Raw genomic sequence first — 14,732 nt, 5'->3', positions numbered from 1 at the left:
GATAACTAACGGCAATAAGTTAATCGGTCAATTAGGCTGGAAGCGATCGCCTCCGGAGGTAATATTTCTATGGCCGCGTTTAATTCGGCGGCTGCTTTCGGCATTCCGTAAACAACGCAGCTATCTTTATTTTGAGCGATCGTATGCCATCCTTTCGATCGCAACAAACATAAACCTTCTGCGCCATCCCTTCCCATCCCCGTCAGTAACACAGCAATTGCTTTACGCTGCCAATGTTCCGCCAAGCTCTCAAAAAAGACATCTACCGATGGACGGTAAGGATAATCCTGCGGCTCCTTAGTATAAGAGAGAGTTAAATTTGATGTTAAAATCATATGATCGTTTGTGCCGGCAACGATGACTTTGGCTGCTTCCAGGCGATCGCCTCTCGATGCCAGCATAACCGGTAATTGACTTTGCTGATTTAGCCATTCGACTAAACCGGAAGAAAACTGAACGTCTACGTGCTGGACTATTGCCACAGCTGCGTTGAGAGAAGCAGGTAAGCGAGAAAGGATGGTTGCCAGCACCTTTGGGCCTCCGGTAGAAGAACCGATCGCTACCAAGGGAGGAAAATTTGTTTTGATATTCAGAGAATTAGTTTTATTTCTGGAAATGGGAGTGGACTTGCCGATCAATTTTTTGATTGTAGCAATCTTGCTGAGCAAAGGCTGAGACCCTTCGGCAGTTCCGCTCATTCCCAACACAGGTGTTTTGACTGCATCTAAGGCTCCATGTCCCATCGCTTCAAAAACTTTCCCAGAATTTTTCCCCACACTAGCAGTTACTACTAAAATCGCGCAGGGAGAATTTTTCATAATCTGGCGAGTTGCTTCTACCCCATCCATGACTGGCATAATTAAATCCATCAAAACCAAGTCTGGGGTATCCTTGGCGCACTTAGCCACTGCTTCCGCACCATCGCGAGCTACCCACACTACCTCATATTCGGGAACTGCGAGCAAAACTCGTCGAATTGCCTCTACGGCCATTACCATATCATTAACAATTGCTATTTTCATCAGCGAGCGGTGATTATTTATTAAGCTTATGTTAAAGCCATTAGTGATAGTAAAGCAGAAAATATTTTGCGATAGCGGGAAATCGATCGATAACGCTACGCGATTTTTTCCCGCTATCCCACAATGGCAACCGTTTATTTGAGACCGTGGGTTGCTTTTTGTAAGGATATTGCAGCACCGTTCAAGCGCTCAATTACTCCCTTGAGTTCGCGCACAGAAGAAGTGGTTTCCCCAGATGCTTGGCTTAACTGGCTCATCGACTCACTAATTTGTCCAGCCGCTTCTGACTGAGCTTCCATACCTTCGCTCACCATTTGAAAACGGGGTGTCAAGCTCTGCACTTTCTCGATAATATCTACGATTTGGGTGCTGATATTGCGGACATCTTGGACGCCGCTAACCATTTCTTTGGTGAACTTATCCATTTCCATTACACCACTTGCAACCGCCGATTGCATTTCTTTAATCATCTGCTCGATATCCAGAGTAGCGACAGCAGATTGATCCGCCAGCCGCCGAATTTCTCTGGCTACCACAGAAAAACCCGCTCCATATTCTCCAGCTTTCTCGGCTTCAATAGAAGCGTTCAGGGAAAGCAAATTGGTTTGATCGGCTACTTTGGTAATAGTGACAACAATACCATTGATTTTATTCGCTTTTTCTGTAATTGTCTCCAATCTACCGGAAATAGAACTCGTCGCCGAAGCTAACTGACTCATGGTTGCTTCCATGTGAGTCAGAGATTTTTGACTGTCGGTTGCTGCATAAGTAGTAGCTACGGACTTAGCCGCAACATCCTCGATCGTTTTGACCAGTTCTCTAGAAGTGGCGGCAATCTCTTTAGCAGCGGCTACAACCTCATTTGTAGAGGCAAGCTGTTCTGTAAGCATCGCTTCCAATTGTTTGCTAGAGGCGGTAATTTCTGTAGCTGAAGTCGTTACTTTAATACCGGAGTCCTGCACTTGGTCAACCAATCCACCCGCACCAGATATTTGCTTTGTAATTAGTAAAGCGAACCAAATAATTACAGCCAATCCAAAAATGGGTATCACTATAGATGCAATTTCCAGTAACTCAAGGGTCTTGGTAGTACGTTCGACCTGGCTGGTGATAAATTCTTCCTGTGTTTGCTTAAATTGTTGATTCAATCGATCGATCTCATCAACAATTTGTTTAGACTCTCTGAGGAATATAACTACAGCTTCTTGCTGTTTGCCATCATCTACCATGCGAAAAGTTCGCGTTGACAAATCTTGAAATTGTTCTCCCAGTTGAGATATTTGTTTAATTTTTGCTTTCTGTCCCTGGTCTTTTATTAGCTGTTCTAGACGTGCAGTGCTGTTGATAAAACGCTGTCTTTCTTTTTCATACTTATCCAAAGCACCATCACTATTTTTAACAAGGAGATAGCCGCGAACTTGCCTACCCATCATCGAAATACTCACAACAGACTCATAGCTTTCTATCAAGACATTTTGGGCATAGTTCACATCTTTGAATATGCCCGTTGTTTTATATGAATTCACAAAAATTGTGGCGCTAAATATAGCAAATACTATTCCAGGAACTGAATAGCCTAAAAATATGCGATCTCTCAATTTCCACTTAGCAAACATCTGAATTACCCACTGTTGAATTTATTTTAATCTTGATTTTTGCAGGCTAAATAAATAGCCTCTTCTTCAAAAAATTGGACTAAATTTGTTGTCGATCGCACCAACTAACAAAATCCAAATTAAGGTTCGCCAATCAAATCTATGACGGCTTTGAAGAAGCTATCATCCTGGAAACTACTCTTGGTTAAATAATAATCTGCCCCAGCTTCCAGTCCTTGAATTCGATGTTCTTCTTTGTCTCTGTAAGAAACAATAATTACGGGAATTGAATTCAGCTTCGGATGATTTTTGATCTGGCTGACAAATTCAATTCCATTCATACGCGGCATATCAATGTCGCTCACAACCAAGTCATAGTGATTGGTGCGAACTGCATTCCAACCATCCATACCATCGACTGCAACTTCAACCATATAACCTTTGTTTTCCAAGAGCTTTCGTTCCATTTCCCGCACGGTAATCGAGTCATCAACTACTAGGATACGCTTCTTGGTTTCTAGTAATTTGCCATCCCCATCATCATCGCTTACCTGCTGCAATTCTTTGTCTTTAGTGTTGAGCAGGTTATCAATGGAGCGTACTAAATCTATCACATCCACAATTAAAATCGGAGAACCATCTCCCATCAGGGCAGCAGCACCGATATCTTGGACTTTGCCCAGGCGGGGATCTAAAGGTCGGACTACTAAGTCGCGTTCGCCCAAGAATTTATCTACCACCATACCAAAGCGGTTTGATTGATCGCCAATTACCACAACTGGTAGCGCATCTGACTTGAATGAAGATGGCGGCAATTCCAAAACTTGATAGGCAGCTATCAGTCCGATATTTTCACCATTGAGGGTGAAATATTGGCGATTTTCCGCCACGGCTATTTCTGATTTATCCAGCATGACCAACTGTTCGATCCGCGCTAGGGGAAAAGCGTAAGGTTCGCCGGATATTTCTACTAATAAAGTGCGAATAACGGACAGAGTGAGGGGCAATTGGAAGTGAAAACTCATCCCTTTTCCGGGTACCGAACTTGCCCGCACGGTGCCGCCGACTTCGTGGGCCATGCTCTTGGCGATATCCAAACCAACACCGCGTCCGGAAATTTCCGTGACTTGAGCGGCGGTGGAAAACCCTGGCAAAAAGATAAATTCTAATAACTCGCTTTCGGTAAACTTAGCTGCCATCTCTGGGCTAGCCAGCTTCTTTCTGACGATTTTTTCGCGTAATTGCTCTAGGTTCATTCCCTTGCCATCATCAGAAATGGTGACGGCTAACATCCCGCTGCGGTGGGTGGCTTCCAGTTTGATGGTTCCTTCTGTTGGTTTGCCAACTGCGATGCGATCGTCAGGCATTTCCAGACCGTGATCGAGGGCATTCCGTAAAATGTGGGTGAGGGGAGCTTCCAATTTTTTGAGAATATCTCGATCGACTGGTGTAGCTTTGCCCACGATCTCAAAGTTAACTTGTTTGCCCAGTTTTCTGGCGAGATCCCGCATCATCCGAGGAAAGCTTTGCACGCCGTCCGCGAAGGGACGCATATGGGAGGCAATTACTTCCCTGTAGAGGCGATCGCTCAAGTTAGCCGTGCGACCGGCATATAATTCTAGGGTGTGGATGCGCTCCAGCAGAATTTCCCGACATTCCCGCTCTTTATCGCGAGCCACTTTCAGAATATTTTCGGTTTGTCCATCGACGTGGCTTTTTCCGCAAGCTTCCTGTAAATTTTCGAGAACTTTAGATAATTCCTGTTGCCGTTTCTTAAGCATCATCAAAGAATCGGCATAAGGCTGTAACCAACTCGCCTCGATCAGAGTTTCACCCGCTAACCCCATGATACGATTGAGGTTTTCTGCGCTTACCATCACCACCCGATCTTTGTTTGTATCTTTGGTGGGTATTGGCGCTGCTTTTGACTCTTTGGCAGGCCCAATAGGTGTAGGGGGGTTCTTAACTATTTGTTTGGTGACGCTAGTTTCCTTTGCAGAGGCACTTTGAGGAACTAAGGCAGCTGATTGCGTTTGTTGCTCTGGCTGTGCGGAACTGTCTATCTGGGTTTCAGTTTTAGCATCGATGGAGGCGGTTTGCTCTTGTGCTTTTGGTTTGACCGCATCCGATTGTCCATTTGCCGGCTCTGCTTTTTTGCGCGGAACTGGTGCAGATCCAGGTGTCAGGATAGCGCTAATTTCTTGTCTTGTGGTTTCAATTTCTTGGCGATTTTCTTTTAGCCAAACGCCCAATTCTGCTGGCTCCAGTTGGCTAATATTTTGGATCAGATCGACGCCTCGCAACAGAATATCAATACTATCTGCTGCCAGGGTAATCGTTTGTTTCTGCGCCTCCACAAAGCAGTCTTCCATGACGTGAGCCAGGTTAACCGCCGCATCGATCGCCACAATGCGAGCAGCTCCTTTAATCGAATGGGCAGCTCGCATCAGCGCTTCCAATTCTCTCAAAGAATCCGGTTGGCTTTCTAGGGCTAGCAAACCATCATTTAATATCTTTGTCTGTGCGTCTACTTCCAAACGAAATAATTCCAGCATCGAGCTATTGCCAATACTGGGAACTTCTTCCATTTCGGGAGCAGCTGGTGCTTCGGGAGGCTCAGGGAGTGTGGGGGAGACAGGGGGCGGGGGAGTGGGGGAAGACGGAGAAGGAGTAGAGGAAGAAGGAGAGGGAGAAGGGGGAGGGGAGAGGGAAGAGGAAGAATTTTGACTTTTGACTTTTGACTTTTGACTTTCCCGTTCTCCCGTTCTCCCCTTGTTTTCGGCTCCCGGCGTCAAAATGGCAGCAATTTCTGCCCTTGTCGCTGCTATTTCCGATTCATTTTCCTCTAAGAAACCCTCTAAACCTCCGTTTTCTACGCGGCTAATATTTGCGAGCATATCGACGCCGCGCAGCAGTACGTCGATGTCATCCGGAGTCAACGTAATGCGTTGGCTTTGTGCGGCGACGAAGCAGTCTTCCATGATGTGAGCCAGGTTAACGGCGGCATCAATTTCGACAATGCGAGCTGCTCCTTTAATCGAATGAGCAGCCCGCATTAAGGCTTCCAGTTCTTTTGCAGAGGAAGGTTGGTTTTCTAGCGCCAACAAATTTTCGTTTAATATTGCTGCCTGGGCTTCCACTTCCATCCGGAACAAATCCAGCATGGAGTAACCGCTTATATCTGTCACGTTATCCTCCTGTTTATGTTGTAAAACAGCAATTCATCATCCAAATAACTAACTTTTTTGTTTTGCCAATTTATCACCGCTTTGGTATAAGATTCATTGGATTGGGTGATGACGGCTGGTGCGGGGCGAAATTGATGGGGATGGAAGCGTTGAATGCTGGAAACTTCATCGACGCTAAAAACCCAACGTTCTTCATTTTTTTCAACTACTACCATCCGTTCTTGGACAACGGTATTTGATTTAGAATTTTTGCTTTTTTCTGGGATTTCTAAACCCAAGAGGTTGCTGAGGGAAATGCACATAAGAATTTCGCCTCGAATGTTCACAATACCCAGTAATATTTTGTTGGTGCGGTGCGGTATGGTGTGGATGACGCTGGGAGGCGTAACTTCTTTAAATAAGTTAGCTGGCAGGGCTAGCCATTCTACGCCCAAGCGAAAGATGATAACCGCTTGAGTTTTAGTATTTTCGCTTTGAGATGACCTTTCTGGAAGCTGAGTTTGGGCAAATAAATCTGTCCATTCATCAATGTAGCCTTCTGGTGCATCTCGTTCCAGCAAGCCGCGCCCCGCAGCGGAATAAACGGGGCAGTTGCGGCAGTGAATATAGGTTTTGAGTTGTTTGCACGATCGATCGCCGCCTACACCGATTTTATTCCAGCAATCATTTAAAATTGCCTGCTCGAGCGTGACAGATATTTTCACTTTCTTCCTCTCAATTTTGGCTGATAAATCCTAATCTTTAAGCCACTTTACACTTTAAAGCGACGTATTTCGGCTTGCAATCCTTGCGCGGCATCGTCTAGCTGGGAGACGGCACTGTTAGTCTCGCGCAAAGCATCGGACGTTTGCTGGGAGGCTTGCGTTAATTGTTCCATTGCCTCGCTGATTTGTTGGGCTCCTTGGGATTGTTCTTCCATACTTTGGCTGACTTCTTCAAATCGCGGTGTCAGTCCCTGCACTTGCTGAATCACCAGAGCCAGTTGCTCGCCAATATTCACTACTTTTTCGACGCTATCGTTAACGGCTTTGTTGAATTTATCCATTTCCATCACGCCTGTGGAAACGGCAGATTGCATTTCTTTAACCATTTGTTCGATTTCCAAAGTGGCTACGGCTGTTTGGTCTGCCAGTCGGCGAATTTCTCTGGCTACTACGGCAAAACCGGCTCCGTATTCCCCTGCTTTTTCCGCTTCGATAGCGGCGTTGAGGGATAGCAAGTTGGTTTGGTCTGCTACTTTGGTAATCGTTGTGACTACGTTGTTAATGTTGTTAGCTTTTTCATTCATGATCCCCAGTTTGCTGGAGATGGAAGTGGTGGCTTCTGCCAACTGACGCATGACGTTTTCCATTGAGGAAAGGTCTTTTTGGCTGCTACCTGCGGAAACGGCGGTGGATTGAGCTAAAGTGGCTACTTGTTCCATTGTGCGAGACAGTTTCCGGCTGGTGGCGGAAATTTCTTGCGCTGTGGCTGCTACTTCTTTGGTCGAGGCGGCTTGCTCTGCTACAGTTGCTTCTAATTCTTTGCCAGAGGCGGCTATTTGTGTGGTTGATGTTGTGACTTGAATGCCCGATCTTTGCACTTGGCTGATGAAGGAACTGAGATTTTTGATCATATTTCGGAAGGCATTTTGCAGCCTGCCGATTTCATCGTTGCTTTCGGCGCTTGGTACGGAAGTGCTGAGATCCCCGGCGGCAATTCGTTCGGCAACAGTTACCACACCGGCTATCTTGGCTCCCATTGGTTTGGCGATCGTATTGCTGAAGTAAAAGCCGAATAGAACTGCGATCCCGGTACCGACGAGCATTGTCGTTATCGACCAAAATGTTGTACTGCCAACATCTTTTTGTGCTGTGCTTCTTGCCCGATCTGCCAAGTTTTCATTGTAATTTAAAAGCTTGAGCAGTTGGGCTGTTCCTTCGTTGAAGGCTGGTCGTTCGACATCGGTTATATACTGGTAAACTTTTTTTTGTGCGTCAGCTGCTGCTTGGGCTCGCGCATATTCTGGCGTGTCTCTTTTACCCGCCAGGAGCAAGTCAACCCGCTCTTGTCCGGGAAATTCGATATCATACTGTCTAAATTCGTTGTTGAGTTCGATCGCTTGGTCGATTGTGCTCTTCCACTTATCTAAAGAGGGCTTTGCAGATCTGTATAAATTATCTTCTTCTGGGTCGCGCTTAAGTTTGTCATAGTCTTCCAGCCCTTCCTTGTAGCGACTGAACGCATCTTCCAGATTTTTTAATTCTTCTTGTCTTTTCTGCGGAGAGATGGTAGGAACAAATTGCGCTAAAAGCGCTGCATCAGCCGCGCTCTGTGCCTCATTCACTTTCCACAGGCTAAAGACAGAAGGAAAAGCATTTTCGCCGATGGTGTTGATGTGTCCGCTGAGCCTGTTGGTACCCAACAGACCGATCAGCCCCACAATCAATACAATACCGCCAATAACGAGAAATCCAGAAATGAGTTTTCCTTCTATGCCTTTGTTTTTCGACAAAATCGCATCTTGAACAAACATGGTAATCCCCTTGTAATTTGAGATCGATTGGTTTGGAAAAAGTAAAATTACCCCATTAGGGACGATTGATAGTATATTACAGCGTTGGCATTTAGCCCAAATTTTGAGAATTTTCTAATCTTTTAATGCGTTGTTTTATCAGGGCTGCACCGCTGAAATCGCCGCGATTTTGTTTGAGCAAAGCCAGATGGGTAAGCGCTTCGTAGCAATCTGGTTGCAAGTAAAGCGCTTTTTGGAAGTGTTGCTCTGCTTGTCGATCGTCTCCTGTTGCCTGATAAACTTCCCCTAATAATAGGTAACCTTCGGCACTGGTAGGATTTTTACCTAGAAAGGTTTTACCAGCCTTAGCTGCTTCTTCTAATTTTCCCGCATCTGCTAACTTTCGGGCGGTTTGCAGATCGGGTATCGGGGATGGCGCTGGGGAGATAGGTGACTGGAGGCTACCGCTTTTGGATTTAATTAGTTCCGTTGACAAAGGGTTTGTCTTGGAATTGGCTGGCGATAGCAATCCTTCCCTTGTTTCTCCCACCCTTTGCGTTCGGGAGAAAGCTTGTTTGAGCGAGTCTAGCTGAGGCTGTTCGAGCTTACCGTCTCGTTGTACAACTTTGGTAGTAAAGGTAGGTTTTGTCAGGAAAGATAGGTTCTGTTTGGGAGCGACTGATGGCAAAGTCAGATTGTTACCGGACTGTTCGGTTTTTCGGTAGGCAAATGTAAACGGTTGACGAACAGAGACGAAACGATCGCCCGGTACTTTTCCAGTTTCGGCAGCACCCACAAATATTAAACCGTTCGGTATTAACAGGCAATCTAACGCTTGCATTAACTGAGTAGATGCCAACTCGGATAAATAAATCAACAAATTGCGACAAAATATTACATCATATTTGTTACCATTCAAAAAAACAGGTTCTAATAAATTTCCGTGCATAAAATTAACGCTTTGGCGAACCGTCGCACAGATTTGAAATCCTTCTCCGATTTGCTGAAAATATCGTTCTTTTTGGGGAAGATCTCCGCCGCGAAAAGAGTTTTTGCCATAAATACCTTCTGCTGCTTTGTGTAAGGCTTTTTTACTGATGTCAACGGCATCAATGCGAAATTTGTGAGGTAACAGTCCTGCATTCATTAATGCTATCGCTATTGAGTAAGGCTCTTCCCCAGTAGAACAGGGAGCGCTTAACAGCCGCAGGGTGCTGTTTTTGTTCTTTGGTAACCATTCTGAAATTACATAATTTACTAACAACTCAAAGGGTTTGCGATCCCGAAAAAACCAAGTTTCTGGAACAACTATATTTTCTATTAGTTCTTCCAGTTCTTGAGGTGTAGTTTGCAATTTTCTCAGATAGGATTGCGAGTCTGTTAAACCGCAATAAAGCCTGCGCGTTTCTACAGCTTTGGCAATTTTTTGCGAGCCAATTACGCTAGGCTCAAGACCGATTTTTTTGGCCAGTAAAGCCTCAATTTCTTGTATCATTGGTGGAATTATTCCCTGCCGTTAATAGGTATTTATGTTGGGAATCAGAAAACAACTTTTCTAATCGGATACACTGGATCATTCCCTTGTCATCCATGATCATTTCTCCTAAATAAGGAGCTTCGTTGACTTGAATTCCTGCGTCTACTAGGTCTGTATCTGGTTTATCCAAAGTTTCGGTCACTCTTTCTGCCATCAAACCTAAGTAACGGATTGTATTATTCTTTACCGGGTAATTCACCATGACAATCCGAGTACTCAAGTAGGAACGACTGGGAGTACCTTGAATTAAATGGCACAGATCGATGACGGGTACGATCGCACCTCGATAATTAAATAATCCTGCCACATAGTCAGGTACGTGATTTATCTTTCTGAGTGACACTCTGGGAATCACCTCTACTACCTGAGAACTTTCTACTGCATAAAGGTTATTCCCGGCGTAAAAAAGTAGCATTAACATTAGTTTATTCCTAAAAATCAACTTGTATTAATTTAAGTTTGCTTAACCTGCACTTACTAGGTATTGACGTAAGCGGAAATTTGTTTAATTTCCGTTGTACGTATAAATAAAATTTTCCAGTCATAAGCCCATCCTTACCAGAAAAAAAATTTATTGTCAATCAATACTGGGATATATTTTAGGGCAAAAAAGTTTAAATGTCCACCCTTAAGAGAATTTATTTAGGTAGGGAATGTAAGCTGTAAAGTTTGCTGACAGGATAAATATTTACACGAAACTATGCCGCCAAAAAGGTAGGAAAGGTAGGAATTTTATGGAAATCTAGCCTTAATCGAAATAAAATATCGGGCGCAGGTATAATACAGCTACTGTAAATCGATTTGGGGTGTAGAGTTTCGGATTTGGGGTCGCTCTTGTAAGCAAGCCAGCTCGACAAATCTAATTTTTGAATTATTAGTATATAAAATTTCTGCGATTAATTAAGTATCAATGAACAAATAAAAATGGTACTTAGCCAAGCATAAGCAGGCGCAAAAAAAAGGAGAAATCGAAAACTTTAGATTTTCGATTCTGTGGTATAATGTTAGATAAAAAATTGAGTAAAAAAATATAATTTCAAATGGAGATTTAAAATTATTAATAAATAAGTTAGCTCGAAAGCAATTGAATTACTCCCCGATCGAAAACTTGATTATCGGTGTCGATCGCACTTACGGCTATGCGATCGGCATACACATCAAAAGCCGCAAAGCTGAGGAAGCTGGCAGAATACTCAGTCCATTCAGATCGCCCGACAGGTCGAGTTCCCGCACCTCCGCCACAAATTAAATAAGTCGTACCGTCGATCGATCGGGTGCGCTCGTAATGGTGGTCGTGTCCGTTAATATAAAGTTGAACCCGGTACTTTTGAAACAGAGGCGTCAGCATCTTAATAAAAGGTTGATTTACCCCATAATGACCGGAAGAATAAATTTGATGATGACCGAACACAACCTTCCAAGGCGCATCGCTGCCACTCAATTCTTTTTCTAACCAAAGTAATTGCTTTGACCAGTCAGCATTGCCATTCGTATCTAAAGCAAAAAATTGCACGGCATCGCGACGAAAAGTATAGTAGCGTCCTTGCATATTAAAACCGGGATACTTAACTTGAGCGTCACCATTATCAGTAACAATATCGTGATTACCCAAACAAGCGTGAAATTTTACGCCTCGTTGCAACAAAGACTGATACGGTTGTTCAAAAACAGCGCCAATTTTGGCAATTTCACCAAAGTTGTAAATATTATCGCCAGCCAAAAGCACCAAATCATAGGGATTTTCGCGGAGATAGTTACTCATTGCCTCAGCCACGGCATACTGACTTCTAGTGCCGGTGCCGGTATCTGCTACGGAGACAAAACGCAGTAGCGGCTGTTGTGCGGGTATAATTACCGATTCGGAAGCTAGTGCGGGAGTAATACCAGCGCCATCATCCCCATGACGTTCGAGTGCGTTCCACAAAAAACTCAATCCAAATCCGCTCAGGCTGCCGAAAATGAGAAAATGACGACGTTTCAAATTCATAACTGATATGACTGGCTCAACGGTGCTTGAAAAGCAGAATAGCAAAAGTGGTAGATTAGGCTGTGATAACAGGATTACAATATAGCCTGCGGGAGATTCGATCGACCCAATCGAGCCTGGAAAGCCCTGCCATTAGAGAAAATTCGATGTCACAGGAACAGCCACAGCAACCAGAGCCAAAAAAACAGACACCTCCAACACCGACGCCGAAAGGTCAGTCTGGAGAGGCGTTGCAGAAGGTGACGCAAACGCTTCAGCAAACCTGGAGTAGAGTCCAACCCGTTCTCAAAACCCAAAGCGCCAATGCTTTGCGCGGCATAACAAACTTAGTGGGAGGAACGGGGAAGAAACAGGAGATAAAACCTCCTACTTCACCCCAAACACCACCCACGCCGGAAGGGACGGCTACGCCGACGAAGGGAACAAAAACTGCTGGTTTCCAATCAGCACCGCCAACTCAGAGTTTCACGGCGAAATTGGCAGTATTTTTAACCAATCTTCCGGTGTGGTGGAAAGCTACTTTGGGGAAAATTCGCAGCCGACTGCCGGCGTCTGTGAATGAGAAACTGCCTAACGATACGATTTTAAGTGGTGCGATCGCCGCTCTCTTCATTTTGCTATTTTGGGCAACTTCTGTGCTTTCACCGCCAAACCCGCCCCAAATTGCGGAAGTTCCATCCCCAAGTGCAATAGCGCCAACGGAAGTGACCGCACCACCACCTATAGAAGCGCCAGCAGAACTGTCAGCACCTTCGGAGGCGCAACCGGTGGCGATTATTCCACCACCACCCCCAGTTTTAACACCAGAGCAGAATTTGATCGCAGCTATTCAAAATCAAGTTGTGGAGATCACCAGCCAATATGCTGATGGATTGATTGAGTCGATTCAAGCTAACTTCATAGCCAGCATATTAACTGTTAAAGTCAGCAATGATTGGTACAGTTTCGATTCAGCCAAACAAGATAGCTTAGCTGCTGATATGTGGAATCGAGCGAAGCAATTAGACTTTAGCAAGCTAGAAATCGCTGATTTTGAAGGTGTACTCCTAGCTCGCAGTCCGGTGGTCGGTTCTCATATGGTGATTTTAAAGAGAGGTTTGCCGATCGCAAATCAATCTTAAATTTTCATGAAACTTGTGTACAACCAAAGGGGCAAGAATTTAAAAGGGGTAACAAAACAAAATTTGGTATCGGAATTTGTCAGAAAATACTTGGAGGTTGGGTTTCGTTCTGCTCAACCCAACCTCCAAATTCATCAATTAAATCGATCGCCCTAAATACCGGATCGGCTTAGTTCTCACCCAAGTAAGCAGCTAACGCATCCGAACCGCCGATTAATTTGCCATCTATAAATACTTGGGGTACCGTTAATGCGCCCGTGACGGCTCTTAAAGACTTGGTGGTGATTTCTTTACCCAAGACAATTTCTTCGTATTCTAACCCGCGTTGGCTCAGCAATGCTTTGGCACGGGCACAGAAGGGACAACCCACTTTTGTAAATAGGGAAATCAGTTTCGGTTTGACTGCGTTGGGGTTGATATAGTTGAGCATTGTGTTGGCGTCAGACACTTTGAAGGGATCGCCCGGTTCTTCTGGTTCGATAAACATTTTTTGGACTACGCCATCTTTGACTAGCATAGAATAGCGCCACGATCGCTTCCCAAATCCCAGGTCTGACTTATCTACGAGCATTCCCATCTGTTCGGTAAACTGTCCGTTACCATCAGGAATGAACCTGATATTGTCTGCCTTTTGATCTTTTGCCCATTCTTCCATCACAAAGGCATCGTTGACGGAAATACAGATGATGTCATCTACGCCGTTTTCTTTGAAGACTTTCGCCAATTCGTTGTAACCTGGAACGTGGGTGGAGGAACAGGTGGGGGTGAAGGCACCCGGTAAGGAGAATACAGCTACTGTCTTACCGACAAACAGTTCATCTGTGGTTACATCTATCCACTGGCCTTTCTGACGGGTACGAAAGGTGACGTGGGGAACTTTTTGTCCTTCTTTGTTGGAAAACATGAATTTGGCTCCTGTGCGGTCAAATGGCTTTTTCGATCGATTTCTATTTAAGCGTACTCATTATGAGTATGAGTTGTCAAGGGAAAACGGCGCGATAAGCTAAAACCTTGTAATCGATACCGGTGATATCAGTGCCGACCACAACTGCATAGGCTCCCAGTTGTAGGGCTTGTTGAGCCATCTGGGGTGAGGAAATGCCGCCTTCGCAAATGGCTGGTACGTTCAAATTTTTTACCATTTGGGCCAGGAGTTCCAAGCCGGGGGGAGAGAGGTGCTTTGTGTCGTTGGTGTAGCCGTAGAGCGTTGTACCCACAATATCGGCACCGGCTTTTTCGGCGGCGATCGCTGCCTCAATGGTATCTACATCTGCCATCACCGGCTTGCCCAATTCCTTGTGAATGCGTGCAATTAGGGTATGCAAGCTTTCATTACCCGGTCGATTTCTGGGGGTAGCGTCAATGGCGATGATATCTGCACCGGCAGATGCGATCGCCTCCGCGTGTTGGTACTCAGGAGTAATGTATACATCGTATCCACGTATCTGCTGTTTCCAAAGCCCGATAATCGGTGCTTCTACTTTCTGGCGCACGGCGCTGACATGACTTGGTGTATCAATCCTTACTGCGGCTGCGCCTCCGAGTACAGCAGCTTGCGCCATTGCAGCGATCGCGAGAGGATCGTGTAGGGGCGAGTCAGCGGGAGCCTGACAGGAAACAATCAAGCTATGGCGCAGTTGTGTTATTTTTTGTTGATTAACAGTCATTTGTCAGTTGTTAGTTGTCAGTTGTCAGTTGTCAGTTGTCAGTTGTCAGTTGTCAGTTGTCAGTTGTCAGTTGTCAGTTGTTAGTTGTCAGTTGTCAGTTGTCAGTTGTTAGTTGTCAGTT

11 protein-coding genes are annotated in these 14,732 nt (G+C 45.0%); 1 reads left to right on the top strand and 10 read right to left on the bottom strand.

Annotated features, from left to right (window positions below; genetic code table 11):
* Nucleotides 1-5: 5 nt before the first annotated feature.
* From ACE1CD_RS00665 to ACE1CD_RS00630, 8 genes are all read right to left on the bottom strand, one after another.
* Nucleotides 6-1,022: a chemotaxis response regulator protein-glutamate methylesterase gene (locus ACE1CD_RS00665; protein ID WP_374792146.1), complete on the bottom strand. Its 1,017-nt coding sequence runs from the start codon at nucleotides 1,020-1,022 to the stop codon at nucleotides 6-8.
* A 134-nt stretch (nucleotides 1,023-1,156) separates the two neighbouring features.
* Nucleotides 1,157-2,638 carry a methyl-accepting chemotaxis protein gene (locus ACE1CD_RS00660; protein WP_374820766.1) on the bottom strand — a complete coding sequence of 494 codons (1,482 nt, stop codon included), beginning with the start codon at nucleotides 2,636-2,638 and terminating at the stop codon, nucleotides 1,157-1,159.
* 119 nt (nucleotides 2,639-2,757) lie between these two features.
* On the bottom strand, nucleotides 2,758-5,805 hold the full coding sequence (locus ACE1CD_RS00655; protein ID WP_374820764.1) for a response regulator: 3,048 nt from the start codon (nucleotides 5,803-5,805) through the stop codon (nucleotides 2,758-2,760).
* A complete protein-coding gene (locus tag ACE1CD_RS00650; RefSeq protein WP_374820761.1) occupies nucleotides 5,802-6,509 on the bottom strand; it encodes a chemotaxis protein CheW in 708 nt (235 codons plus the stop codon). The genes ACE1CD_RS00655 and ACE1CD_RS00650 overlap by 4 nt, the downstream gene beginning before the upstream one ends.
* A 47-nt stretch (nucleotides 6,510-6,556) precedes the next feature.
* A complete protein-coding gene (locus ACE1CD_RS00645) occupies nucleotides 6,557-8,320 on the bottom strand; it encodes a methyl-accepting chemotaxis protein (RefSeq protein WP_374820759.1) in 1,764 nt (587 codons plus the stop codon).
* Between the two features lie 91 nt (nucleotides 8,321-8,411).
* On the bottom strand, nucleotides 8,412-9,794 hold the full coding sequence (locus ACE1CD_RS00640) for a CheR family methyltransferase (protein ID WP_374820756.1): 1,383 nt from the start codon (nucleotides 9,792-9,794) through the stop codon (nucleotides 8,412-8,414).
* The gene (locus ACE1CD_RS00635) at nucleotides 9,778-10,257 is read right to left on the bottom strand and encodes a chemotaxis protein CheW (RefSeq protein WP_190465226.1); all 480 of its coding nucleotides are present in this window, start codon (nucleotides 10,255-10,257) and stop codon (nucleotides 9,778-9,780) included. The genes ACE1CD_RS00640 and ACE1CD_RS00635 overlap by 17 nt, the downstream gene beginning before the upstream one ends.
* 648 nt (nucleotides 10,258-10,905) lie before the next feature.
* Entirely contained in the window at nucleotides 10,906-11,823 is a 918-nt protein-coding gene (locus tag ACE1CD_RS00630; RefSeq protein WP_374792133.1) for a metallophosphoesterase, read from the bottom strand.
* A gap of 146 nt (nucleotides 11,824-11,969) precedes the next feature.
* Between ACE1CD_RS00630 and ACE1CD_RS00625 the strand changes: the two genes are divergently transcribed.
* Nucleotides 11,970-12,944: a hypothetical protein gene (locus ACE1CD_RS00625; protein WP_374820753.1), complete on the top strand. Its 975-nt coding sequence runs from the start codon at nucleotides 11,970-11,972 to the stop codon at nucleotides 12,942-12,944.
* Between the two features lie 169 nt (nucleotides 12,945-13,113).
* Here ACE1CD_RS00625 and ACE1CD_RS00620 read toward each other — a convergent pair whose 3' ends face one another.
* Both ACE1CD_RS00620 and ACE1CD_RS00615 read right to left on the bottom strand, forming a co-directional pair.
* Nucleotides 13,114-13,848, bottom strand: coding sequence for a glutathione peroxidase (locus ACE1CD_RS00620; RefSeq protein ID WP_374820750.1), 735 nt, complete (start codon nucleotides 13,846-13,848; stop codon nucleotides 13,114-13,116).
* A 76-nt stretch (nucleotides 13,849-13,924) separates the two neighbouring features.
* Nucleotides 13,925-14,611 carry an N-acetylmannosamine-6-phosphate 2-epimerase gene (locus ACE1CD_RS00615; protein WP_374792127.1) on the bottom strand — a complete coding sequence of 229 codons (687 nt, stop codon included), beginning with the start codon at nucleotides 14,609-14,611 and terminating at the stop codon, nucleotides 13,925-13,927.
* Between the last annotated feature and the right edge of the window lie 121 nt (nucleotides 14,612-14,732).

Origin of the sequence: Aerosakkonema sp. BLCC-F183, assembly GCF_041929145.1 — a bacterium.
Taxonomy (GTDB): Bacteria; Cyanobacteriota; Cyanobacteriia; order Cyanobacteriales; family Aerosakkonemataceae; genus Aerosakkonema.
The sequence above is the reverse complement of the archived record's forward strand: the minus strand, read 5'-3'. Positions and strand labels throughout refer to the sequence as shown.